At 71.7% G+C, this 23,228-nt stretch carries 21 protein-coding genes; 14 read left to right on the top strand and 7 right to left on the bottom strand.

All coding sequences use genetic code 11. The features are described from left to right. The first annotated feature begins 72 nt into the window (after window positions 1–72). From J7I97_RS23580 to J7I97_RS23570, 3 genes are all read left to right on the top strand, one after another. The gene (locus J7I97_RS23580) at window positions 73–1,191 is read left to right on the top strand and encodes a sulfite oxidase (RefSeq protein WP_214938127.1); all 1,119 of its coding nucleotides are present in this window, start codon (window positions 73–75) and stop codon (window positions 1,189–1,191) included. A gap of 21 nt (window positions 1,192–1,212) precedes the next feature. Then, on the top strand, window positions 1,213–2,577 hold the full coding sequence (locus tag J7I97_RS23575; protein WP_214938125.1) for a rhodanese-like domain-containing protein: 1,365 nt from the start codon (window positions 1,213–1,215) through the stop codon (window positions 2,575–2,577). A gap of 78 nt (window positions 2,578–2,655) precedes the next feature. Beyond that, on the top strand, window positions 2,656–3,507 hold the full coding sequence (locus J7I97_RS23570; RefSeq protein ID WP_214938123.1) for a sulfurtransferase: 852 nt from the start codon (window positions 2,656–2,658) through the stop codon (window positions 3,505–3,507). Between the two features lie 407 nt (window positions 3,508–3,914). Here the strand turns inward: J7I97_RS23570 and J7I97_RS23565 are convergent, their stop codons facing one another. The 3 genes from J7I97_RS23565 to J7I97_RS23555 form a co-directional block, all read right to left on the bottom strand. Beyond that, window positions 3,915–5,354, bottom strand: a complete 1,440-nt coding sequence (locus J7I97_RS23565; protein WP_214938121.1) for an amino acid permease — start codon at window positions 5,352–5,354, stop codon at window positions 3,915–3,917. Between the two features lie 219 nt (window positions 5,355–5,573). Continuing rightward, the gene (locus tag J7I97_RS23560) at window positions 5,574–7,166 is read right to left on the bottom strand and encodes an APC family permease (protein ID WP_214938119.1); all 1,593 of its coding nucleotides are present in this window, start codon (window positions 7,164–7,166) and stop codon (window positions 5,574–5,576) included. Between the two features lie 74 nt (window positions 7,167–7,240). Next, the gene (locus tag J7I97_RS23555) at window positions 7,241–8,188 is read right to left on the bottom strand and encodes a hypothetical protein (protein ID WP_214938117.1); all 948 of its coding nucleotides are present in this window, start codon (window positions 8,186–8,188) and stop codon (window positions 7,241–7,243) included. Between the two features lie 211 nt (window positions 8,189–8,399). Here J7I97_RS23555 and J7I97_RS23550 point away from each other — a divergent pair, with 211 nt between their 5' ends. Then, on the top strand, window positions 8,400–8,825 hold the full coding sequence (locus tag J7I97_RS23550) for an ASCH domain-containing protein (RefSeq protein WP_214938115.1): 426 nt from the start codon (window positions 8,400–8,402) through the stop codon (window positions 8,823–8,825). A gap of 52 nt (window positions 8,826–8,877) precedes the next feature. On the opposite strand, the gene J7I97_RS23545 is transcribed toward J7I97_RS23550, so the two are convergent. After that, window positions 8,878–10,533, bottom strand: coding sequence for an FAD-binding dehydrogenase (locus tag J7I97_RS23545; RefSeq protein ID WP_214938113.1), 1,656 nt, complete (start codon window positions 10,531–10,533; stop codon window positions 8,878–8,880). Between the two features lie 83 nt (window positions 10,534–10,616). Between J7I97_RS23545 and J7I97_RS23540 the strand changes: the two genes are divergently transcribed. The 8 genes from J7I97_RS23540 (at window position 10,617) to J7I97_RS23505 (ending at window position 17,122) form a co-directional block, all read left to right on the top strand. After that, on the top strand, window positions 10,617–11,156 hold the full coding sequence (locus tag J7I97_RS23540; RefSeq protein ID WP_214938111.1) for an NUDIX hydrolase: 540 nt from the start codon (window positions 10,617–10,619) through the stop codon (window positions 11,154–11,156). Window positions 11,157–11,165: 9 nt separating this feature from the next. Then, a complete protein-coding gene (locus tag J7I97_RS23535) occupies window positions 11,166–11,564 on the top strand; it encodes a DUF202 domain-containing protein (protein WP_214938109.1) in 399 nt (132 codons plus the stop codon). A gap of 7 nt (window positions 11,565–11,571) precedes the next feature. Further along, entirely contained in the window at window positions 11,572–11,892 is a 321-nt protein-coding gene (locus J7I97_RS23530) for a DUF202 domain-containing protein (protein WP_214938107.1), read from the top strand. A 92-nt stretch (window positions 11,893–11,984) separates the two neighbouring features. Continuing rightward, on the top strand, window positions 11,985–12,281 hold the full coding sequence (locus tag J7I97_RS23525; protein ID WP_214938105.1) for a hypothetical protein: 297 nt from the start codon (window positions 11,985–11,987) through the stop codon (window positions 12,279–12,281). 125 nt (window positions 12,282–12,406) lie between these two features. After that, window positions 12,407–13,321, top strand: coding sequence for an MBL fold metallo-hydrolase (locus J7I97_RS23520; RefSeq protein WP_214938103.1), 915 nt, complete (start codon window positions 12,407–12,409; stop codon window positions 13,319–13,321). 121 nt (window positions 13,322–13,442) lie between these two features. Continuing rightward, entirely contained in the window at window positions 13,443–14,474 is a 1,032-nt protein-coding gene (locus J7I97_RS23515) for a phosphotransferase family protein (RefSeq protein WP_214938101.1), read from the top strand. Window positions 14,475–14,485: 11 nt separating this feature from the next. Continuing rightward, entirely contained in the window at window positions 14,486–15,739 is a 1,254-nt protein-coding gene (locus J7I97_RS23510) for an acyl-CoA dehydrogenase family protein (protein WP_214938099.1), read from the top strand. A gap of 183 nt (window positions 15,740–15,922) precedes the next feature. Further along, the gene (locus tag J7I97_RS23505; protein ID WP_214938098.1) at window positions 15,923–17,122 is read left to right on the top strand and encodes a S8 family peptidase; all 1,200 of its coding nucleotides are present in this window, start codon (window positions 15,923–15,925) and stop codon (window positions 17,120–17,122) included. A gap of 144 nt (window positions 17,123–17,266) precedes the next feature. Here J7I97_RS23505 and J7I97_RS23500 read toward each other — a convergent pair whose 3' ends face one another. The 3 genes from J7I97_RS23500 to J7I97_RS23490 all read right to left on the bottom strand — a co-directional run bounded on the left by J7I97_RS23500 (window position 17,267) and on the right by J7I97_RS23490 (window position 20,383). Beyond that, window positions 17,267–17,875, bottom strand: a complete 609-nt coding sequence (locus J7I97_RS23500) for a TetR/AcrR family transcriptional regulator (protein WP_214938095.1) — start codon at window positions 17,873–17,875, stop codon at window positions 17,267–17,269. 64 nt (window positions 17,876–17,939) lie between these two features. After that, complete coding sequence (locus J7I97_RS23495; protein ID WP_374195507.1) at window positions 17,940–19,613, bottom strand: class I adenylate-forming enzyme family protein; 1,674 nt, start codon at window positions 19,611–19,613, stop codon at window positions 17,940–17,942. Next, window positions 19,610–20,383, bottom strand: a complete 774-nt coding sequence (locus J7I97_RS23490) for an SDR family oxidoreductase (protein ID WP_214938091.1) — start codon at window positions 20,381–20,383, stop codon at window positions 19,610–19,612. The genes J7I97_RS23495 and J7I97_RS23490 overlap by 4 nt, the downstream gene beginning before the upstream one ends. Before the next feature lie 84 nt (window positions 20,384–20,467). On the opposite strand from J7I97_RS23490, the gene J7I97_RS23485 reads away from it, so the two are divergent. Beyond that, window positions 20,468–21,748, top strand: coding sequence for an exo-beta-N-acetylmuramidase NamZ domain-containing protein (locus J7I97_RS23485; protein ID WP_214938089.1), 1,281 nt, complete (start codon window positions 20,468–20,470; stop codon window positions 21,746–21,748). 111 nt (window positions 21,749–21,859) lie between these two features. Next, entirely contained in the window at window positions 21,860–23,188 is a 1,329-nt protein-coding gene (locus tag J7I97_RS23480) for a serine-threonine protein kinase (RefSeq protein ID WP_214938087.1), read from the top strand. The last annotated feature ends 40 nt before the right edge of the window (window positions 23,189–23,228 follow it).

Genomic DNA, 23,228 nt, shown 5'->3' with positions numbered 1-23,228 from the left:
GCTCGGACCCGGGACGTAAACTGAAAGCACTCCGCGTCGTGCTCGCCAGAGAGCCCGACGGAAGGTGTTGGCATGACGGCATCGCCGATAGCACGCGGGTCCGGTGCCACGGCTTGGGCACCTGAGACAGTCACGGCCGACCCGTACAACGCTCAGACACCCTCGGCCGCACTGGCCGAGCCGGTAACACCTGTCGGTGCATTCTTCGTACGCGATCACTTCGGCATACCGCGGACGAGTCCCCGACGTTGGCGGCTGCGGCTCGGCGGCGCCGTCGCCGCGCCGTTCGACATCAGCTATGTCGAGCTGTGCGCGATGCCGGGCCGGGAGCTCGACGTCGTACTGGAATGCGCGGGCAACGGCCGCAGCCTGATGAGACCCCGTCCGGAGGGTCTGCCATGGGGCGAGAGTGCGGTCGGGTGCGCACATTTCGCAGGCGTGCCGTTCCGCTCCCTCGCCACCCAGGCCCGGATCGAGCCGGCCGCCGTGGAGATCGTCTTCGCCGGAGCCGACTCCGGTACGGTCCACGGCCGCCGGGCGGCCTTCGAACGCAGCCTCCCGCTCGCCGTGGCTCTGCACCCGGACACCCTCCTCGTCACCCACATGAACGGCGAGCCGCTCGCGCCGGAGCACGGGGCCCCGGTCCGCCTCGTGGTCCCCGGCCGGTACGCGGTCGCCGACGTGAAGTGGCTGGTCGAGGTGCGGGCCGTCACGGAGCCCTTCGCCGGCGTCTTCCAGGCCGAGGAGTACGTCTACGTCGCCTCGCGCGGCACCCCCGACGGACCCGTGACCACGGTGAGGATCAAGTCGCTCATCACCGCACCCGAGCCGGGCTCGGCACTGCGCCGCAGTGACGAGACCGCGGTGCGCGGACGGGCCTGGTCCGGTGGCGGTGTGCCGATCCGGCGCGTCGAGGTGCGGGCCGAAGACCAATGCGACGACAGCCAGCAAGGTGAGCACCTTACCGGTGAGGGCGACGCGGCCTGGCACGACGCCGTGCTCGAGTCGCCGAGCGGGCCGTACGCCTGGACCGGCTGGTCGTACGCCTGGACCCCTCAGCGGCCTGGCCGGTACCGGCTGCTGGCCCGCGCGACCGACGCGCACGGTGACACCCAGCCGTCGCGGGCGCCGTGGAACGCCCACGGCTACGGCTGCAACCCTGTGGCAGCCGTCGAGGTGGTGATCGTATGAGCGGCTCAGGAGCGTGACGGGATGAACCGGATCGAGATCATGACCACCGCATCGCTCGGTGACACCAGTTATCTCCTCGTCAGTGGTGACGAGGCCGCGCTGGTCGATCCACAGCGGGACAGCTGGGATCTGGTGGAGTCCTGTACCTCCAGGGGGGTGCGGATGCGGTACGTCCTGGAGACGCATGTGCACAACGACTACGTCTCCGGCGCGCTGGAAGTCCGCGCGGCGACCGGGGCCACGGTGGCCGGCCCGGCCCGCGCGCCGTACGCCTTCGGCCATCTGGGGCTGGCGGAGGACGACGAGATCGTCGTCGGGGACGCGACCGTACGGGCGATGGAGACACCTGGGCACACCGCCGAGCACACCTCCTACCTCGTGTACGACAACGCTCTCGACCACACCCGGCAGGCGCCGACGGCCGTGTTCACCGGAGGCAGCCTCCTCGTCGGCAACGTCGGCCGCACCGACCTGGCCGGTGACGACCACACCGAGGAGCTCGCCCGGGCACAGTTCCGAACGCTGCGGAGGCTGGCCCTGCTGCCCGACGCTACCCGGGTGCTGCCGACGCACGGCGCGGGCAGCTCCTGTTCGGCCGGCCCGGTGTCGGGGGAGCGGACCACGACAGTGGGCGCGGAGCGGCGTACCAACCCAGCCCTGACCCTGCAGGACGAGGAGGAATTCGTCAGCCGGCGACTGTCGGGCTTGGCGCCGTACCCCGCGTACTTCCACCACATGGCGCCGATCAACCGGTCCGGGCCGGATGTGCTCGGTGGCCCGCCCATCCTCCGACCGCTCACACCGTCCATGGTGGAAGGGCTGGCGGGTGGCGGCGCGCAGATCATCGACGGGCGCGACCGCAGGACGTTCGCCGCGGCCCATCTGCCCGGCTCGCTCTGCGACGAGCTGGACGACCGCTTCGCGAGCCTGGTCGGTGAGGTCGTGCCGTTCGGCACCCGCCTGGTTCTGGTGCTGCCGGAGCCGGCCGAGGACGCGGCACATGAGGCGATGCTTCAGCTGCTGCGGATCGGATACGAGAACGTCGCGGGATATCTGGCCGATGGCATCGGTGCCTGGGCCGCCGCCGGCCGGCCGCTGCGCAGCTTCCGGACCGCGAACGCGGCCGAGCTGGCCGGCCGCACCGCCGAAAGGCGGGTGCTCGACGTGCGCCCCGAGCGCCCCGAGGGCGGAATACCGGGCACGTTCGCCGTGCCCCTCGCCGAGCTGCCGCGGCGGCTGGGCGAGCTGCCCCGAGACCGTGAGATCTGGACGGTCTGCGGCAGCGGCCGCCGGGCGACCATCGCGGCGAGTCTGCTCGACCTGGCGGGCATCCCCGTGACGGCCGTGGTCAGGGGCGGTGTACGGGACCTGATGCCGGCCGCATGACCTGGGAACCGAACAGGAGAGGAAGAAAGGGAGAGGAAGAAAGGGAGAGGGACGGAGAAGGACAGAGAGGAGGAGACCATGGGAACCAACGGCTACGCACATCCGGAGACACTCGTCGACTCTGCATGGCTGGCAGCCCACCTCGACGACGGTACGGTGCGCGTCATCGACGTGGACGAGGACACCACCGCCTACGAGCAGGGCCACATCCCGGGCTCAGTGGGCTGGAACTGGACCACGGACCTGCACGCCGCAGTCGGGCGGGACTACCTGGACCGGGACGCGCTGGGACAGCTGCTGGACAAGGCCGGCGTCGCGTACGACACCACCGTGGTCCTCTACGGAGGCAACAACAACTGGTTCGCCGCGTACGCCTACTGGATCCTGCGGCTGCGCGGCTTCAACAAGGTGAAGCTGCTCGACGGTGGCCGCAAGAAGTGGGAGCTGGAGAGTCGCGAGATGACGAAGGAGGTCACGGAGTACAAGCACACCGGCTTCACCGTGACCGGCCAGGAGAACCCGCAGTTCCGCGCGTTGCGCGGCGAGGTGCTGGACAGTATGGGCTCCGGCGTCCACATGGTCGACGTCCGGTCCCCGGAGGAGTTCCGGGGAGAGAAGCTGGCACCTCCTCACCTGCCGCAGGAGCAGGCTCAGGTGCCGGGCCACATCCCCGGCGCGGCCAATGTCCCCTGGGCGCAGGCGGCCAACGACGACGGGACCTTCAAGTCGGCTGCTGAACTCAAGGAGCTCTACCTGGGGAAGGGCATCACGCCCGACCGCGAGGTCATTGCATACTGCCGCATCGGCGAGCGCTCCTCGCACACCTGGTTCGCGCTCCACGAACTACTCGGCTACCCGGACGTGAAGAACTACGACGGCTCCTGGACCGAGTACGGCTCGCTGGTGTGCGTCCCTGTCGCGATGGGGTGACGGACGCGGCAAGCCGGGCGACGCGGCTCGGGCGCGGGGAACGGGCCGCCGCGGCCCGCCATGCGGTGTCGCGGGCCGCGGCGGCCCGCGACCGTCATCCGCATCGATGTGACGGCCTGCAGTGGAAATTACGAGTGGAGCCTGTAGGTCGACTACTCCTACGCGGGCCGCACCTACCGGGACCTGGCCGGCCCGTTCCTCTCCATGGGCGTCCTTGGCGGGAACATAGTCGGCTACACACGGACCACTCCTCGTGGCCAACGGAAGCCCCTCCGGGATCAAGGCCGGTACCAAAGTCCAGCGTGGTCAAGAAGGCCTGATTCCCACGGCCTCGGCCTCGTAACGACAAGAAGGACCCCGCTTCGGCGGGGTCCTTCTTTCGTTGCGCGGCTGCGCCGGTCGTCTCGTCAGCCGCGGGAGGCCGCGAGTTCCGCGACGCGGCGGCGGACCAGGAACCAGCCGCCGACCAGGGCGGCGCCGATGGCCGGGACGAACATGACCGTGGTGCGGCCGACGCCGCCGTCGCACCACATCAGGATCAGGACGGTGAGGAGGAAGACCAGCGTGATGATCTGGGTGTACGGGGCCCAGGGCAGCCGGTAGGACGGACGCTCGACGCGGCCCTGTCCGGCGCGGCGCCAGAAGTGGAGCGAGCAGATCATGACCATCGCCCAGGTGCCGAGGATGCCCAGCGAGGCGAAGTTCAGGACGATCTCGAAGGCGTCCTTCGGCATGGCGGCGTTCAGGGCGACGCCCGCGATACCGAATGCGGCGGTGAAGAGCACGCCGCCGTAGGGGACCTTGCCCTTGTTCATGAGGCCCGTGAACTTCGGCGCGGAGCCGGACATGGCCATCGAGCGCAGGATCCGGCCGGTGGAGTAGAGGCCGGAATTCAGGCTGGAGAGGGCGGCGGTCAGGACGACCAGGTTCATGACGCCGGCGGCGCCCGGGATGCCGAGCTTGTCGAAGACCGTGACGAAGGGGCTCTGGTCGGCCGAGTACTCGGTGTACGGGAGCAGCAGCGCGAGCAGGATGACCGAGCCGACGTAGAAGAGGCCCACGCGCCACATGATCGAGTTGATCGCCTTCGGCATGATCTTCTCGGGGTTCTCGGTCTCGCCCGCGGCGACTCCGCAGAGCTCGACGGAGGCGTACGCGAAGACCACGCCCTGGATCACCAGGAGCATCGGGAGCATGCCGGACGGGAAGATGCCGCCGTTGTCGGTGATGGAGGACAGGCCCGGGGTGTGGCCGTCGATCGGGTGGCTGGTCGCGACCAGGTAGATGCCGACGACCAGGAAGATCGCCAGGGCGGCGACCTTGACCAGCGAGAACCAGAACTCCATCTCGCCGAAGTACTTCACCGAGATCAGGTTCGCGGTGAGGACGACGGCGAGGGCGATGGAGGCGAGGACCCACTGGGGGACGTCCGTGAACATCGACCAGAAGTGCGCGTAGGTCGCGGCGGCGGTGATGTCGGCGACGGTGGTCGTGGACCAGTTGAGGAAGTAGAGCCAGCCGGCCGTGTAGGCGCCCTTCTCCCCCATGAACTCGCGCGCGTAACTGACGAAGGCGCCGGAGGAGGGGCGGTACAGGACGAGCTCGCCGAGGGCCCGGACCACGAAGAAGGCGAAGACTCCGCACACCGCGTAGGCGATCGCGAGGGAGGGGCCGGCGCCGGCGAGGCGGCCTCCGGCGCCGAGGAACAGGCCGGTGCCTATCGCCCCGCCGATCGCGATCATGTTGATGTGGCGGGACTTGAGGTCCTTGCTGTAGCCCTCGTCGCCGGCGTCGACATGCGGGGAAGACGCCGGTGCGGGGGCCTCGGCCAAGGTGCGGTCACTCATGTAATGACTTCGCCTTCGTGGGTGGGACAGGCAGGGCCGGACCGCCGCGCAGGGGAGCTGGGTGGTGTCACCTGAGCTGCGGTCCGGTGGTTAGGTCGCCCCAGGAGACCATGAGGCTCCGCTACCCGCCAAAACCCGACAGTGCATGCGGAAGCCCCCGGCGACCATGGAAACGGGCGCCGGGGGCTTCGTAGAGGCTTGAAAGCGTGGTCGCGGGGGTCAGTCGCGCCGGGTGGATCCGGCCGTGGATCCGGCCGTGGATCCGGCCGTGGATCCGGCCGCGGACCCGGCCGCCTGGTCGAGGCGGAAGGCCTCGTTGCCGAGGCCGATCCGGGCGTGCGCCTCCGGGTCCCGGCCGCGCAGCAGGAGGCCGTACACGAGGCCGATGAGCGCCGCGGTGGCGATGATGCCGGGGAGCGCCCAGCTGAGCGCGGAGCCCTTCTCGGCGCCGACGAGGACGGCGAAGTCCTTGACCGTGTAGACGGCGATGCCGACCAGGGCCAGGCCGGAAACGCCGGCCGCGACGAGCCGCCAGACCTGGGCGCCGGCGGTGCCGCGGCGGACGAAGAAGGCGATGACGGCGAAGGAGGCGGCGGCCATGAGAAGGGTCACGCCGAGGGCGCCGACGCTGCCCATCCAGGTGAACAGGTGCAGGACGGGGGCTGTGGGGTCGCCGGCCGGCATGTCGTCGGTGAGCGCGAAGGCGATGACGACGACGGTGGCGACGCCGGTCTGGAGGAGCGAGCCGGTGCCGGGGGCGCCGGTGCCGGCGTTGGTCCGGCCGAAGGCGGCCGGGAGCAGGCCCTCGCGGCCCATCGCGAAGGCGTAGCGGGCGACGACGTTGTGGAAGCTGAGCATGGCCGCGAACATGCCGGTGACGAAGAGGACGTGCAGGACGTCGGTGAAGGTGGCGCCGAGGCGGTTCTCGGTGAGCACGAACAGCAGGCCGGGACCGGCGTCGGCGGAGGCCTTGACCACTTCGGAGGGGCCGGTGGCGACGGTGAGGGCCCAGGCGCTGAGCGCGAAGAACAGGGCGACGAAGCCGACGGCGAGGAACATCACCCGGGAGACGACGATGTGCGGCTTGCTGGTCTCCTCGGCGTAGACCGGGGACTGCTCGAAGCCGACGAAGGCGGCGATGCAGAAGCAGAGGGCCGTGCCGAGGCCGGGGCCACTGAGGGTCTCGGGGTTGAAGGCGTGCAGCGAGAGGCCTTCGGCGCCGGGCTTGCCGAGGGCGGCGAGGTCGAAGGCGACGACGAGGGCGCACTCGATGAGGAGGAGGACGCCGAGCACCTTGGCGTTGAGGTCGATCTTCAGCCAGCCGAGGGCGCCGGTGGCGGCGACCGCGACCAGGGCGGGTATCCACCAGGCGAGTTCGATCTCCAGGTAGGTGGCGAAGAGGCCGGAGATCTCGAAGCCGAGGATGCCGTAGACGCCTACCTGCATGGCGCTGTACGCGACGAGGGCGACGAACGATGCGCCGGCGCCGGCGGTGGGCCCGAGTCCGCGCGCGATGTACGCGTAGAAGGCGCCGGCGTTGTGGACGTGCCGGCTCATCTCGGCGTAGCCGATGCTGAAGAGCGCGAGGACGACGCCGAGGACGACGAACAGCAGCGGCTGGCCGACGATGCCCATGATCCCGAAGGTGGTGGGCATGACGCCCGCGACCACCATGAGGGGCGCGCTGGCGGCGAGTACGGAGAGCAGCAGGCCCGAGGTGCCGAGGCGGTCGGCGCGCAGGGCCCGGTCCTGGCCCTTGTACGTACGGATCTCGGCCGCGTCCTGGAGCGTGGTGGATCTGCCCGTCGGCATGGCGGGGTCCTTTCAGGAGGCTTCTGGAGGGTGCGGGGCTGGGCGGAGCGGAGCTGGGCGGGGGCAGAGCGGTGCTAAGCGGTGCCGAGCGCGGAGTTGCGCGCGGCGAGGAACGCCTTGTGCGGGTCGAGGTCCGGATAGGACCAGGGGGCGCGGGTGGCGTGGCGCCCGATGCGGTGGAAGAGGGCGGCGGCCTCGGCGGGGCGGCCCTCGCAGAGCTTGGCGTGGGCGAGGAAGTTGAGGTCGACCCGGTTGCGGGGGTGGTCCTCGCGCTCCCACTCCAGCCACCAGTCGAAGGCGGCGCGCAGGACCTGGCGGGCGCGGCGGCCGGACCAGTGCTGGGTGGCGCTCTCGAACGTGTGGCCGTGGCTGGCGGCGAGCACCCGGTACCGCTCGGCGTGGGCGATGACGGGCAGGACGGCGAGCGGGGAGTCGGCCGGGGCCTCCTCGGCGGCCCAGGCGGCGAAGTCGTAGACCTCGTGGAGCGGGTCGTGGCCGGAGCCCGGGGCCCGCTCGGCCAGCTTGGCGACCATCAGGTGGTGGGCGTGGTGGTGCTCCTGGTGGCGGGCCCGGACCTGGTCGAAGTGGCGGCTGAACTCCTCCTCGCTGCCGAAGGCCCGGGAGAGCATGAGCAGGCCGAGCCACGGGGTGGGGTCGGCGGGGAGCAGGGCGGCGGCCCGGCGGCAGGCTTCCTCGGCGGCCTCCGGGGTGCCCTTGCGGCGCAGAGCGGTGAAGACGGCGGCGCACGCGAGCAGGGTGGCGGCGTCGACGCTCTCGGGTTCGGCGAGCAGCCATTCGCGGGCCCAGGCGGTGGCCGCCGGGGTCTCGGCGAGGACGACGACGCGATGGCCGCGGCGGTCCCAGTCGTCGCCGGTGTCGACGAGGAGGGCGCGGGCCTTGGACCATCGGCCCTGGGTGAACTGGGTTCGCACGTCGACCAGTTCGGCGTCGCAGAGGGCCGGGTCGAAGAGCTGGGCGTCCCGCTTGCGGGCGCGGCCGAGGGGCGGCGGAGGCGGGGACATCCGCGGGCTCCCTCCAGGACGCGGGCGCGGGTGGACGACTGGGGATCACACCGGCGAGCGATCCGGATGATCACGCACAGCAAAGCGGTACGCACAGCTCCGAGTCAAGGTCCAGTCCACTGCGTGGCGGGTTTCAACTGGTTTGACGAGGAGGTGAGTTGGGGCGGTTGTTCCGGTTCGCGGGGCCCGGGCCTGATCGTAGAGTGAGCGTATGACGACGTATGGAGACCTTCCCCCGTACCTGCTGGGCTTCCCGGGACCGCTGCGCGACAGGCTGGTGGCGGCGGTGTTGAGTGGGGCGAAGACCGCGACGACGGGCCTGTTGCCCGCGTACGAGGCCGAGGGCGAGCCGTTGCCCTCGCAGGGGCGGCGCAGCGCCCTGCTGGACTCGGCGGACCGGCCCGTGGCGGTGCTGGAGGTGACGGAGGTACGGGTGGTTCGGCTCGCCGAGGTGGACCTGCGGCACGCGCTGGACGAGGGCGAGGGATACGCGTCAGTGGCCGAATGGCGTTCCTCCCACGAGCGGTTCTGGCACAGCGCACCGCTGCGGGAGGCCCTTGGCGATCCGGAGTTCAAGGTGGACGACGACACGCTGGTCGTCACGGAGCGGTTCCGGATCGTCGAGAGGCTGGGCTGACGGGTACCGGCGGGCGGCGCCCGACCATCCGCCGCCCGGCGCCCGGCGCCCGTCAGCCGACGGCCTTGGCCGCCGCACGGCCGGCCGCGCGGCCCGAGAAGATGCAGCCCCCGAGGAAGGTGCCCTCCAGGGCGCGGTAGCCGTGGACGCCGCCACCGCCGAAGCCGGCCGCCTCGCCCGCCGCGTAGAGGCCCGGCAGCGGGTCACCGGATCCGGTCAGGACGCGGGAGGAGAGGTCGGTCTCCAGCCCGCCCAGGGACTTGCGGGTCAGGATGGAGAGCCTGACCGCGATCAGCGGGCCCGCCTTGGGGTCCAGGATCCGGTGCGGGGCGGCCGTGCGGATCAGCTTGTCGCCCAGGTACTTGCGCGCCCCGTGGATGGCCGTCACCTGGAGGTCCTTCGTGAAGGGGTTGGCGATCTCCCGGTCACGGGCCACGATCTCCCGGCGGACGGTCTCCTCGTCCAGGAGGTCCTCCTTTGTGACGGCGTTCATGCCGCGCACCAGGGAGGCGAGGTCGCGCTCGACCACGAAGTCCGCGCCGTTGTCCATGAAGGCCCTGACCGGGCCGGGTACCGCCAGCCGGGCGCGGCTGATGACCTCGCGGACCGACCGGCCGGTGAGGTCGGGGTTCTGCTCGGAGCCGGAGAGGGCGAACTCCTTGCCGATGATCCGCTCGTTGAGGACGAACCACGTGTGGTCGTGGCCGGTCTTCATGATGTGGTCGAGCGTGCCGAGGGTGTCGAAGCCGGGGAACAGCGGTACGGGCAGCCGCTTGCCGGTGGCGTCCAGCCAGAGCGAGGACGGACCGGGCAGGATGCGGATGCCGTGCCTGGCCCAGATCGGGTTCCAGTTCTCGATGCCCTCGGTGTAGTGCCACATCCGGTCCTTGTTGATGTGGCTGGCGCCGGCCTCCTCGGCGATGCCCAGCATCAGGCCGTCGACGTGCGCCGGGACCCCGGAGAGCATGCGCTGCGGCGGGGTGCCGAGCCGGGCCGGCCACTGCTCGCGCACGAGGTCGTGGTTGCCGCCGATGCCGCCGCTGGTGACGATCACCGCCTGGGCCCGGAGGGAGAACTCCCCGGTGTTCTCGCGGCTGCTCGCGCTTCCCCGTACGGCGTCGGACGGCTCCAGGATCTCGCCCGTCACCGTGTCCAGCGCCCCGGCCGTACGGGAGAGGCCGGTGACGCGGTGGCGGAACCTCAGCTGGACCAGGCCGCGGGCCACGCCGGCCCGGACGCGGCGCTCGAAGGGCTCGACGAGGCCGGGGCCGGTCCCCCAGGTGATGTGGAAGCGGGGGACGGAGTTCCCGTGGCCGTTGGCGTCGTAGCCGCCGCGCTCCGCCCAGCCGACGACGGGGAAGAAGCGGACGCCCCGGGCGTGCAGCCAGGACCGCTTCTCGCCGGCCGCGAAGTCGACGTAGGCCTCGGCCCAGCGGCGCGGCCAGGCGTCCTCGTCACGGTCGAACCCGGCCGTGCCCCGCCAGTCCTGGAGGGCCAGGTCGCGGCTGTCCTTGATCCGCATGCGGCGCTGTTCGGGCGAGTCCACGAAGAACAGCCCACCGAAGGACCAGTGCGCCTGGCCGCCGATGGACTGCTCGGGCTCCTGGTCGAGCAGGATGACCTTGCGGCCCGCGTCGACGAGCTCGGCGGTGGCCACGAGGCCCGCCAGTCCGGCCCCGATCACGATCACGTCTGCGTCGTACGTCATGCCCTGCCCGTCCTCCGTCGGTGGTGGGGCAGATCCTTGGCTACGGAGCGGTAACCAGTCAACAGCGGTGGTTGGATGACGGTGTGAGTGCCGCTGATGAAGTACTGGACGTGGTGGACCGGGACGACCGGGTGACGGGGCAGGCCCCGCGCGGGGAGGTGTACTCCCGCGGGCTGCTCCACCGGTGCGTGTTCGTGCAGGTCAGGGACGCCGAGGGGCGGGTCTTCGTACACCGGCGGACCGCCTCGAAGCTGGTGTTCCCCTCGGGCTACGACATGTTCGTGGGCGGGGTGCTGGGCGCCGGTGAGGATTACGCGCGGGCCGCACTGCGGGAGGCCGAGGAGGAGCTCGGGGTGACGGGGCTGGGGCAGCCCGAGCCGCTGTTCAAGTTCCTGTACGAGGGGCCGGGCGGGGGCTGGTGGTCGTACGTGCACGAGGTGCGGTGCGAGCTGCCGGTGTCGCCGCAGGTGTCGGAGGTGGCCTGGCACGCGTGGCTCTCCGAGGAGGAGCTGGCGGGCCGGGTCGCGGACGGGGAGTGGGCGTGGGTGCCGGACGGGCTGGAGGCGTACCGGCGGCTGGAGGCGTACCGGCGGCTGCGCGCGCACCGGGAGTCCCGCCAGTAGATTGACCGGGTGATCGACTTTGTCAAGGACGTGCGCCTCTGGTTCGCGCCGCAGCGGCTGAGGGACGAGGGTGAGACCCCCGACTACCGGTTCTCGCTCGCCAACGAGCGGACCTTCCTGGCCTGGATCCGGACCGCGCTGGCGCTGGTGGGCGGCGGTTTCGCCGTGGACCAGTTCCTGCCGGACCTGCGGTGGGGGGTGCGGGTCGGGATGTCGTTCGCGCTGCTCGCGGTGGGCGCCGCCTGTGCGTTGCGGGCGGCGAACCACTGGGTGCGGTGCGAGCGGGCGATGCGGCGGGGCGAGGATCTGCCGCTGTCCCGGTTCCCGGTGGTGCTGAGCCTGGGGGTGGGGCTGGTGGCGGTGGCGATGGTGGTGGTCGTGCTGCTGGGCTGGACGACCGGGCGGTGAGCGGGCGGTGAGCGGGTCCGCCGGTGACGGGCGCGATGCCGGGCTCCAGCCGGAACGGACCCGGCTCGCGTGGCGGCGTACGACGCTGGCCTGCTCGGTCACGGCGGTGCTCGCGGTGCGGCAGGCGCTGCGCGGGTCCGGCACGCCGGTGGAGGTGATCGGGACCGCGGTGATCGCGCTGATCTGGCTGGCGTTCCTGTGGGTGGCGCACCGGCGGGTGCGGGCGCTGGCGGCGGGCCGGCCGGCCGCACTCGCGCCGCGGGTGGCCCTGGCGGCGGTGGCCTGCACGGTCGCGCTGGCGGTGTTCGCGATGACGGTGATCATCTGAACCGTTGTTGGGATGATCCCACTTGTCCGCGCCACTCGGACACAACGGGAGATGCCGGGCGATTCGGGGCGATCCGCACTAGCCTCGGCGCCATGACGACCCTGCACCACGAGCACCCCACGCACAAACACGCGCACGGCCCCGGCTGCGGGCACACGGAGGTCGAGCACGGCGACCACGTCGACTACGCGCACGACGGCCATCTGCACCGGGAGCACTCCGGACACTGGGACGAGTGCGAGACCGAGGGGCACACCGCGCACGACGGCCACGAGCACGCGCACGGCCCCGGCTGCGGGCACGACGCGATCCGGCACGGGGACCACCTCGACTACGCGCACGACGGCCACCGGCACGCCGAGCACGACGGCCACTACGACGATCACTGACTGAATTTTCAGCAGGCGGCCTCCCGGCTGACCAGCCGGTCAGGATCAAACCCCCGCTCTCCCCCGCAGCCACGGCGCCTGGCAGGATGCCCACCGCCCGTCAAAGCGACCCGGGGAGAACGCAGATGACCGTCGAAGAGCCCTATCTCGTCCAGCCGGCCGCTGGGGTGTACGCCTACGTCCAGCCGGACGGGGGCTGGTGCCTCAACAACGCCGGATTCGTGAGCGACGGCGGTCAGACGCTGCTCGTCGACACCGCGGCCACCGAGCGGCGGGCACTGGCGCTGCGCGAGGCGGTGGTGGCGGCGGCGGGGGTGGCGCTGCCGCGGACGGTGGTGAACACCCACCACCACGGCGACCACACCTACGGCAACGGCGTGTTCGCCCCGGAGGCGCTGATCCTCGGGCACGACAACGCCCGGGCCGAACAGCTTGCGGCCGGGCACCAGCTGGAGCTGATCTGGCCCGCCACCGACTTCGGCACCATAGAGATCACCGCGCCCGGTCTCACGTACAGCGACCGGATGACGCTGCACATAGGCGACACCGAGGTCCAGGTCATTCACCCGGGCGTCGCGCACACCACCGGCGACTCGATCGTGTGGCTGCCCCGGCAGCGGGTCGTGTTCACCGGGGACCTGGTCTTCGCCCAGGGGACGCCGTTCCTGGCGATGGGCTCGCTGTCCGGCTCCTTGCGGGCGCTGGCGCTGCTGCGCTCGCTGGGCGCGGAGACCGTCGTACCGGGGCACGGGCCGCTGACCGATTCGTCGGCGTACGAATCCACCGAGCGCTACCTGCGGTTCGTGGCCGAGCTGGCCCGGGAGGGCAGGGCGAAGAGGCTGACCCCGCTGGAGGCGGCCCGCCAGGCCGACCTGGGGGAGTTCGCGGCCTGGCGGGAGAGCGAGCGGCTGGTGGCGAACCTGCACCGGGCCTACGCGGAGCTCGCCGGCGAGCCGGAAGGCGCGCCACTGGACATCATGACGGTGCTGCGGGACATGACGGTGATGAACGGCGGAACGCCGATCCTCTGCCACGCATGACGGGCTCCACCGGGCCGGAGGTGTTCTTTCTTTCGGCCCGCCCCCTGGACGACATACCGACTGGTCGGCATGATGGCTCTCGTTCGTTTCGTCATCGTCAATCCGTACGGAGGTGCGCACCATGACCTCAGCCTCAGCCGACCCGCGGGGCCTTGATCTGGAGCGGCTGCGTGGCCATCTCGACGCCGCGCGGCCGGGGCTCGTCGCCGGGGCACTGAGCGGCCGGCTGATCGAGGGAGGCCGGTCGAATCTCACGTACAAGATCACCGACGGGAACGCCCGCTGGGTGGTGCGCCGCCCGCCGCTCGGCCACGTCCTGGCCACCGCTCACGACATGCGGCGCGAGCACCGGGTCATCGCGGCGCTGCACGGCACCGCCGTGCCGGTGCCCGAGCCGGTGCTGCTGTGCGAGGACGAGTCGGTGCTGGGCGCGCCGTTCTACGTCATGGAGTACGTGGACGGGGTGCCGTACCGGACGGCCGGCCAGCTCGCCGCGCTCGGCCCCGAGCGCACCCGGCGGGCGGTGCTGGGCCTGGTGGACACGCTGGTCGAGCTGCACGCGGTGGATCCGGAGGCGGTGGGTCTGGGCGACTTCGGCCGGCCCGAGGGCTTCCTCGACCGGCAGCTGCGCCGCTGGGGCAAGCAGCTGGCGGCCTCGCGGGGCCGGGAACTCGCGGGCATCGACGAGCTGCACGGCGCGCTGGGGCGGGCGCTGCCCGACTCCCCCGCCCCCACCGTGGTGCACGGGGACTTCCGGCTCGACAACGTGCTGATCGGCGGGCCGGACGACACCATCCGGGCGGTGCTGGACTGGGAGATGTCCACGCTCGGCGATCCGCTGACGGACCTCGGGCTGCTGGTGATGTACAGCTCGGACCTGGGCCTGACTGATTCTCCGGTCAGTACGACGAGCGGCGCGCCCGGTCATCCGAAGCCGGCCGAGCTGATCGAGCGGTACGCCGCCCGGTCGGGCCGGGACACCGGGGCGATCGCCTGGTACACGGCTTTCGCCTGGTTCAAGCTCGCGGTGATCCTCGAAGGCATCCACTACCGCTTCACGCTCGGGCAGACCGTCGGCGCGGGCTTCGACCGGATCGGCGAGCTGGTCCCGGTCTTCATCGAGCACGGTCTGACCACCCTTCAGGAAGGCTGAGGCACCCACCCATGGACTTCGCATTCGACGCCCGGACCGAGGAACTCCGCGAACGGCTCCTCGCGTTCATGGAGGAGTACGTCTACCCGGCGGAGCCCGTCGCCGCCGAGCAGCGCGCACGGCTGGCCTCGCCCTGGGACACCCCGGCCGTCTTCGGTGAACTGAAGGCCGAGGCGCGCCGCCAGGGGCTGTGGAACCTCTTCTTCGTGGACCAGCACGGCTCGACTGACGCCGAGTACGGCGCCGGGCTGACCAACCTCCAGTACGCCCCGCTCGCCGAGATCACAGGCCGCAGCCCGCACCTGGCGCCGATGGCGACGAACTGCGCGGCCCCGGACACAGGGAACATGGAGCTCCTCGCGCAATTCGCGAGCGAGGAGCAGAAGAAGCAGTGGCTCCAGCCGCTGCTGGCCGGTGAGATCCGGTCCGCCTTCGCCATGACCGAGCCGGAGGTGGCCTCCTCGGACGCGACGAACATCGAGACGCGCATCGAGCGTTCCGCGAACGGCGACGAGTACGTCGTCACGGGCCGCAAGTGGTTCATCTCCGGAGCCATGAACCCGGACTGCAAGGTCTTCATCGTGATGGGCAAGACCGACCCGGAGGGCGCCGATCCGCGCCGTCAGCAGTCGATGATCCTGGTCCCGCGCGACACCCCCGGGGTCGAGGTCCGCCGGGCCATGACGGTGTACGGGTACGAGGACCACGACCATGGCGGCCACGCCGAAGTCGTCTTCGACGGGGTCAGGGTGCCGGCCGCGAACCTGATCGGCGAGGAGGGCAGCGGCTTCGCCATCGCCCAGGCCCGGCTCGGCCCGGGCCGGATCCACCACTGCATGCGGCTCATCGGCATGGCGGAGCGGGCCATCGATCTGATGTGCCGGCGCGCGGTGGACCGTACGGCGTTCGGCAAGCCCCTCGCGGCCCAGGGGGTGGTGCAGGGCTGGATCGCGGACGCGCGGGTCACGGTGGAGCAGCTGCGGCTGCTGGTGCTGAAGACGGCCTGGCTGATGGATACGGCCGGCAACCGGGGTGCGCACACCGAGATCCAGGCCATCAAGATCGCCACCCCGCGCGCGGTGGTGCGGATCCTGGACGACGCGGTGCAGTTGCACGGCGCGGGCGGTGTGAGCCAGGACTTCCCGCTGGCGGAGCTGTGGGCGGCGGCGCGCACCCTGCGGCTGGCGGACGGCCCGGACGAGGTGCACCAACGGTCGCTCGCACGGCGGGAGTTGAAGAAGCACGCGGGCGGGACCCGAACGTGAGGCATTCGTGCGGGAGTTCGGGTGAACATGTGTGCGCGGTGAAGGCGGTGCGGGGGGCTCTTTAAGAAACCTTGTTGAATATCCCCGGAAGGCCCAGGCGTTCTTGATTTGCGCCTGTCAATCGGAAGAGGGTTCTCCAGAAGGTTTGACGCCCCACACGTCAACATGAGGAGAACCCTCCAGATGGCAACTCACAAGCGCTCGCGTGGTTTCCGGTACGCGGCAGTCGCCACGGGAGCCGCCACCGCGGCTGCCGTGACCCTGCTCGTGACCCCTCTCGCGGGAGCGGTGACACCGGCCGAAGGCACGGTGTACGGACTGGGCGCGCCCGGCGCGATCAGCGGCAGCTACGTCGTCATACTCGACGCAACCGCGAACAAGGAAAAGCTCGCCCGCAAGTACGGCGGCGAGCTCCAGCGCACCTACGGCTCCGGGGTCAACGGCTTCTCGGCCTCGGGGCTGAGCGAGACCGAGGCCAAGCGGCTCGCCGCCGACCCGGCCGTCGGCAAGGTCGTACAGAACAAGAAGTTCTCCATCAACGCCACCCAGGACAACCCGCCCTCATGGGGGCTGGACCGGATCGACCAGACCGCGCAGGCGGGCGACAAGAAGTACAGCTACCCCGACAGCGCCGGCGAGGGGGTGACTGCGTACGTCATCGACACGGGCATACGCGTGACCCACAAGGACTTCGGCGGCCGCGCCACGCACGGCTTCGACGCGGTGGACAACGACGACAGCGCGGACGACGGCAACGGCCACGGCACGCATGTGGCCGGCACCATCGCGGGCACCGAGCACGGCGTCGCCAAGAAGGCGAAGCTGGTCGCGGTGCGGGTGCTGGACAACAACGGCTCCGGCACCACCGAGCAGGTGGTCGCCGGGATCGACTGGGTCACCCAGCACCACTCGGGGCCCTCGGTGGCCAACATGAGCCTGGGCGGCGGCGCGGACGAGGCGCTCGACGAGGCGGTGCGCCGGGCGATCGCCTCGGGCGTCACCTTCGCCGTCGCGGCGGGCAACGATTCGAGCGACGCCGGGCAGGGCTCCCCCTCCCGGGTCCCGGAGGCGATCACCGTGGCGTCGAGCACCATCGACGACGCGCAGTCCTCGTTCTCCAACTTCGGCTCCGTGGTGGACCTGTACGCGCCTGGCTCGGACATCACGTCCGACTGGAACGACAGCGACACCGGCACCAAGACCATCTCCGGCACCTCCATGGCCACCCCGCACGTGGTGGGCGCGGCGGCCGTCTACCTGGCCGGGCACCCGACCGCGACCCCGGCGCAGACGGCCGAGGCGCTGACGGGGGCGGCGACCACGGGCGCGGTGACCAACCCGTCGGCCGGCACGGTGAACAAGCTGCTGAAGGTCGCCCCGTAGCGGTGACCTGAGGTTCCGGACCGGCCTGCCCTCCGTCCGCCCCCGCCAGGGGCGCGTCGGGGGGCGGGCGGTCGTCTTTCAGGGCCGGGTTGTCTTCAGGGCCGGTTGTCTTCAGGGCCGGTCGTCTTTCAGGGCCGGTTGTCTTCAGGGCCGGAGCGCGCGCAGCAGCAGGTCGGCGAGGTGGTCTGCGACCTGCTGCGGCGTGAGCGGGCCGTCCGCCCGGTACCAGGTGGACAGGTGGTGGACGGACCCGAAGTGGTAGTCCACCACCAGGTCGGCGGGCGTGGCGGTGGAGAACACCCCCGTACGCTGCCCCTCCTCGACGAGCGCGCGGAAACGCTCGTGGTAGCGACGGCGCTCCGCCCGTACCTGCTTGAACTTCTCCGGGCTGAGGTGGTGCATCGACTTGAAGAAGATCGAGGCGTCATCGAGGTTCTCGATGGTGGTGACCACCACGTCGGCGGCCGCCGCGCGCAACCGCTCCTCGACGGGGGCGTCCGAATCGGCCACCGCGTCCAGGCGCTGCTGCTGGAGGCGCAGCATGCGCGCGTACACCTCGTGCAGCAGATCGTCCTTGGACCCGAAGTAGTGGTACAGCGCGCCCTTGGTGACCCCGGCCGCCTCGACGATCTCCTGGACGGAGGTGCGGTCGTAGCCGCGCTCGGCGAACAGCCTGGTGGCGACGGCCAGCAGCCGCTGGGGCACCGGGGCCTCGTGCGTGCCGTCGGTCTCCGTGGTGGTCTTGGCGGCCATGGCGCTCGCCTTCCCTTCTTCTGATCCCTCGCCTGTGCGGTCCTGTACGACCGTCCGACTCTTTTCAGCCGCGGTCGCGCAGTTCCCGTCGCAGGATCTTGCCACTGGTCGTCTTCGGTAGGACAGGCAGGATTTCCACCTGGCGCGGGTATTTGTACGCGGCTATGCGTTCGGCACAGTACGCGGACAGCTCCGCGGGCTCGACCGAGGCTCCCGGGCGCAGGCTGACGTACGCCTTCACGCTCTCCCCGCGGTACGGGTCGGGGACCCCGACCACGGCTGCCTCGCGCACGGCGGGGTGGGTGTAGAGCACGTCCTCGACCTCGCGCGGCCAGACCTTGAAGCCGGACGCGTTGATCATGTCCTTCTTGCGGTCGACGACGTACAGCCAGCCGTCGGCGTCCATGAACCCGATGTCCCCGGTGCGCAGCTCGCCGTCCGGGAAGGCCTTGGCGGTGTCGGCGGGCAGACCCCAGTAGCCGGGCACGACCTGCGGGCCGCGGACGGCTATCTCGCCGGGCTCGCCGAAGGGGACCTCGGCGCCCTGCTCGTCGAGGATCCGTACGAGGGTGTCGGCGCCGGGGACGCCGACGGAGAGGGTGCCGGAGGCGGGGTCGACGGGGGCTTCGAGGTGCGGGGGGACGGAGGCGCAGGGGGCGGTGCACTCGGTGAGGCCGTAGCCGTTGCGCAGGTAGAAGCCGAAGGAGGCGCGCAGCCGTTCGACGAGCGCGGGCGGCAGCGGGGCGCCGCCGGAGGAGATCACCTGGAACGAGGCGAAGTGGTCGGGGGTGACGCCGGGGTGGGCGGCGAGGGCCATGAAGGCGGTGGCCGGGCCGACGGTGTAGGCGGGGCGGTGTTCGAGGAAGGCGCCGAGGACGACGCCGGCGTCGAAGCGGTGGGCGAGGGCAAGGGTGCCGGCGTTGGCGAAGCAGGCGGCGAGCTGGCAGACCATGCCGGTGATGTGGAAGAGCGGGGCGAGGGCGAAGTAGGTGGCGCCCTCGGGGAGCGGATGGCCGGTGACCTGCCGTATCGCGTTGTGCGTGAGCGCGCCGTGCGGGTTCATGGCGCCCTTGGGGGTGCCCGAGGTGCCCGAGGTGTAGCTGATGAGGGCGGTGTCGGCGGCGGTCAGGCGCGGGTCCGGCGGGGCGGGGCGGCCCTGGCGGGCGACGGCCGCGAGGTCGGCGGCGTCCGCCGCCTGCGGCTCCCGGCCGGGCGCGAGGACGCGGGGGTCGTCCCGGGTCTGGAAGTCCAGGTCCGAGGCCGTCAGGGTGTTCCGTACGCCGGTCCCGCGCGCCGCCTCGCGGAGGTACCCCTTCCAGGCGCGGCCGTCGCAGACCAGGGCGGCGGCTCCGGAATCGCGCAGGATGTGCGCGACCTCGCCGGCCTTGTACATCGGGTTGAGCGGGACGACGACCGCCCCGGCCTTCCACGCGGCCAGGACGGCGAGCACGAAGTGCGGGGTGTTCTGCAGCATCACCGCGACCCGGTCCCCGCGGCCGATGCCGTGTGCGGCGAGGTGGCCGGCTACGGAGTCGGACAGCGCGTCGGTCTCGGCGTAGCCGATCCGGCCGTCGAAGTAGGCCATCGCGGTGCGCTCGGGGGCCCGGGCGACGGAGTCGCGGAAGGCGTGCAGCACGCTGGGCGGCGGGGTGACGGGTGCCCGCTGGGCCGGGCTGAGCAGCCCGAGCCAGGGCTTGGCGGCGTAGCGGGACGTCGCGTCGCTTTCCTCCGGCGTCACGCCGTCTCCCACTTCTGCTGGAGGTGGTTCATGCCGCTCAGCCAGCGGTCCGGTTCGGTGGCGCGGGCGGCGTAGAAGTCCGCGACCTCGGGGTGTGGAAGGATCAAGAAACGGCCCTTCTCCATACCGTCGAACAGCGCGTCCGCGACCGCTTCCGGCTCGATCGCGGTCGGCGCCAGGACGAGGTCGCCCGCCGAGCCCGCGGCGGTCAGCATGTCGGTGCGCACACCCTGCGGGCAGATAGCGTGGACCTGGACGCCGCGGTGGCGGTAGGTCAGCGAAAGCCACTCGGCGAAGGCGAGGGCACCGTGCTTGGTGACACTGTACGGCGCCGCCCCGATCATGGTCAGCAGCCCGGCGGCCGAGACGGTGGACACGAAGCGGCCGCTCTCCCGCTCCAGCCAGTCCGGCAGCAGTGCCCGGGCGGCGCGGACGTGGGCCATGACGTTGGTGTCCCATGCCGCCTCCCACACGGCCTCGTCGGCGAAGGCGTCGCCGCCCGAGGCGAGTCCGGCGTTGGCGCAGTAGACGTCCACTCCGCCGCCGAGTGCCTCGCGGGCCTCCTCCACGATCGCCGCGGCGTCGCCGGGCACGGCGATCGCGCGGGGGCCGATCCCGCCCGCCACGGCCGCGGCCTTGGCCGGATCGAGGTCGTTGACCACCACGGTGGCCCCCTCGGCGGCGAAGCGCCGGGCGAGGGCGGCGCCGATGCCACCGCCTGCGCCGGTGACGACGACTCGCTGGTCCTGGTACGCGCTCACGGGGATCACCTTTCGTGGCCGGCTGCCGGATGCTGAGCAGACTAACCAGTCGGTATGTCGGGACGGAAGGGGGCTGACGCCTAGCGTGGCCGGATGAGTCTGTCGCGACGGGGGTTGCTGGGACTGGCCGGGGCGGCGGGGGGCCTGGGCGCGGCGGGGGCCGCTGCCCCGGGGACGGGGCGGGGGCCTGCGGGCCCGCCTGTGGGGACCGCGATGCCGCGGGAGGGGCGGGTGCAGACCGGGTTCGACCGGCTCGCGGCGGCCGGGTACGGCGTACTCGCCGGGCAGAAGGTGGGGGTGGTCACCAACCCGACCGGGATCACGGCCGACGCCCGCCACCTGGTCGACGTACTGCACGCGGACGAACGGGTGGACCTGGTCGCCGTGTTCGGGCCGGAGCACGGGTTCCGCGGGACGGCGCAGGCCGGCGACTCCGAGGGGCCCGGGCGCGATCCGGCGACCGGGCTGCCGGTGTACGACACGTACGACAAGAGCGGGCAGCGGCTCGCCGACCTGTTCACGGCGGCCGGAATCGACACGGTGGTGTTCGACATCCAGGACGTCGGCGCGCGCTTCTACACCTACATCTGGACCCTCTACGACTGCATGCGCGCGGCCGCGCTGGCCGGCAAGGCGGTGGTGGTCCTGGACCGGCCCAACCCGGTCGGCGGCGTGCGGGCCGCCGGACCGGTGCTGGAACGGCCGTACGCGAGCTTCGTGGGCCGGGAGCCGATCGCCCTCGCCCACGGTATGACGGCGGCCGAACTGGCCCTGCTGTTCAACGGGGAGTTCCTGACTGAAAATCCGGTCAGGCTGCGGACGGTACGGATGGCCGGGTGGCGACGGAATTCCCTCTTCGGGGCCACCGGGCTGCCCTGGGTGCCACCGAGCCCGAACATGCCGACCCCGGACACCGCCCTCGCGTACGCCGGCACCTGCCTGTTCGAGGGCACGAACCTGTCCGAGGGGCGGGGTACGACGACGCCCTTCCAGGTGCTGGGCGCGGAGGGCATCGACCGGCGGTGGGCGGAGGCTGCGAACGCGCTGGAACTGCCGGGGGTGTGGTTCCGGGAGGCCTACTTCACCCCGGCGTTCTCCAAGCACGCGGGGAAGGTGTGCGGCGGAGTCCGTCTGATCGTGCACGACCGGGAGGCCTTCGATCCGGTCCGGGCGGGGATCGGGCTGCTGGTCACCGCACGGCGGAGCTGGAGCGGTTTCGGCTGGCGGGCGGATCACTGGATCGACCGGCTGACCGGCTCGGACCGGGTGCGCGCGCTGGTGGACGCGGGGGCGGGGGTGGAGGAGATCGCCGGCGACTGGGCGGCGGGGCTGGCCCGGTTCGGGGCGGTGCGGAAAAAGTACCTCCTCTACTGAGCCCTGCCGGCGCGGCCTCGGCAATGCGAACCCACCGCGCCGGAGGGCTGGCCGGGCGGGCACGGCAGCAGGATGCTGGCTCCACCGCAGACACGGCGTGAAGGGGACGTCATGACGGACATCGGGGCACGGATCGGTGTGGCTCCGTACGCGGAGCTGACCTTCGACGCCGAGGGGGACGTGGACCGCGGCACGCTCGACGCCGCCACCCGGCTGGAGGCCACCGATCTGCTGGTCTTCGCGCACGGCTGGAACACCACCCCGTCCACCGCGACACGGATCTTCGACCGGTTCTTCGCACCGTTCCCGGGGCTGGTGGGGCAGGGCGTACGGCTGGGGTACGTGGGAGTCGTATGGCCCTCGATCCGGTTCTCGGACGAGCTGATTCCGGATTTCGAGGCGGGTGGAGCGCGCGGAGCAGTCGGAACACTCGGAACACTCGGAACACTCGCCGAACCGGACTTCGGGGCGGCGCTGGAGCCCGGCACGCAGCGGGCGCTCGCAGGGCTCTGGCCGGGCCGGGAGGCGGAGCTGGGCCGGGTCGCCGAACTGCTGGAGACCCGGCCCGAGTCGGAGGCGGCCTTCATCGAATTCGGGGCACTGGTCAGGGAACTCGTGGGCGTGGACACGGCCATCACCGCGGCCCCCCTCGATGTGCCCGCGATGTTCTGCGAGGACGTCCTGGAAGTGTGCCGGGCCTTCACCGACGGGCTGATCGAGGCGGGCGCACTGCCGGCAACAGCCGTCGGCGAGCAGGACTTCTCGGTCGCCGGCCGGCTGCGCGCGCTGTGGAACGGCGCGAAGGAGCTGCTGCGCCAGGCCACGTACTACCAGATGAAGAAACGCGCCGGAACGGTCGGCGAGCACGGGCTCGGCCCGGCCCTGACGGAGCTGGCCGGCCGCCGGCCGGCCCTGCGCGTCCACCTGATCGGGCACAGCTTCGGTGCCCGGGTGGTGTCGTTCGCCCTGCGCGCGGTGCCGGACGGGGCGCGGCACGTGAAATCCGTGACCCTGCTCCAAGGGGCCTTCTCCCACTACGCCTTCGCCGATCGCCTGCCCCACGACAAGGGCCGGGGCGGCGCCCTGCACGGACTCCAGCGGCGGGTGGACGGCCCGGTGGTGGCCTGCCACTCCCCCTACGACACCTCCCTCAAGGTGTTCTATCCGCTGGCCTCCCGGATGGCAGGGGATTCGGCCGGTCTGCTGGGCTTCGACGCGCAGTGGGGCGCGATCGGGCACGACGGGGTGCAGGCAGTGCCCGGCAGCGCGCGCCTGAGCCTCGACGACGTACTGCGTGGAGGCGTGCCGGAAGCGGGCTGCGTCAGCGTGGACGCGGGCTCCGTGGTACGGCACGGCCCGGCACCCTCGGGGGCGCACAGCGACATCTGCCACGAGGAACTCGCCCGGGTGGTGGTTGCCGCGGGGCGCATGGGGCGCTGAGTTCCGGCCACGTGCCACCCGCACGCCTCGACCGCCCCCG

This window comes from Streptomyces sp. ISL-87 (genome assembly GCF_018614095.1).
Lineage (GTDB): Bacteria > Actinomycetota > Actinomycetes > Streptomycetales > Streptomycetaceae > Streptomyces.
Note: the sequence above shows the minus strand (reverse complement) of the source record. Positions and strands in the feature narration are given on the sequence as shown.

Excerpts from the sequence above, each read along its gene's own strand:
- J7I97_RS23580 (WP_214938127.1), top strand. The coding sequence starts at position 73 with ATGACGGCATCGCCGATAGCACGCGGGTCCGGTGCCACGGCTTGGGCA.
- J7I97_RS23575 (WP_214938125.1), top strand. The coding sequence starts at position 1,213 with ATGAACCGGATCGAGATCATGACCACCGCATCGCTCGGTGACACCAGT.
- J7I97_RS23570 (WP_214938123.1), top strand. The coding sequence starts at position 2,656 with ATGGGAACCAACGGCTACGCACATCCGGAGACACTCGTCGACTCTGCA.
- J7I97_RS23565 (WP_214938121.1), bottom strand. The coding sequence starts at position 5,354 with ATGAGTGACCGCACCTTGGCCGAGGCCCCCGCACCGGCGTCTTCCCCG.
- J7I97_RS23560 (WP_214938119.1), bottom strand. The coding sequence starts at position 7,166 with ATGCCGACGGGCAGATCCACCACGCTCCAGGACGCGGCCGAGATCCGT.
- J7I97_RS23555 (WP_214938117.1), bottom strand. The coding sequence starts at position 8,188 with ATGTCCCCGCCTCCGCCGCCCCTCGGCCGCGCCCGCAAGCGGGACGCC.
- J7I97_RS23550 (WP_214938115.1), top strand. The coding sequence starts at position 8,400 with ATGACGACGTATGGAGACCTTCCCCCGTACCTGCTGGGCTTCCCGGGA.
- J7I97_RS23545 (WP_214938113.1), bottom strand. The coding sequence starts at position 10,533 with ATGACGTACGACGCAGACGTGATCGTGATCGGGGCCGGACTGGCGGGC.
- J7I97_RS23525 (WP_214938105.1), top strand. The coding sequence starts at position 11,985 with ATGACGACCCTGCACCACGAGCACCCCACGCACAAACACGCGCACGGC.
- J7I97_RS23520 (WP_214938103.1), top strand. The coding sequence starts at position 12,407 with ATGACCGTCGAAGAGCCCTATCTCGTCCAGCCGGCCGCTGGGGTGTAC.
- J7I97_RS23515 (WP_214938101.1), top strand. The coding sequence starts at position 13,443 with ATGACCTCAGCCTCAGCCGACCCGCGGGGCCTTGATCTGGAGCGGCTG.
- J7I97_RS23510 (WP_214938099.1), top strand. The coding sequence starts at position 14,486 with ATGGACTTCGCATTCGACGCCCGGACCGAGGAACTCCGCGAACGGCTC.
- J7I97_RS23505 (WP_214938098.1), top strand. The coding sequence starts at position 15,923 with ATGGCAACTCACAAGCGCTCGCGTGGTTTCCGGTACGCGGCAGTCGCC.
- J7I97_RS23500 (WP_214938095.1), bottom strand. The coding sequence starts at position 17,875 with ATGGCCGCCAAGACCACCACGGAGACCGACGGCACGCACGAGGCCCCG.
- J7I97_RS23485 (WP_214938089.1), top strand. The coding sequence starts at position 20,468 with ATGAGTCTGTCGCGACGGGGGTTGCTGGGACTGGCCGGGGCGGCGGGG.
- J7I97_RS23480 (WP_214938087.1), top strand. The coding sequence starts at position 21,860 with ATGACGGACATCGGGGCACGGATCGGTGTGGCTCCGTACGCGGAGCTG.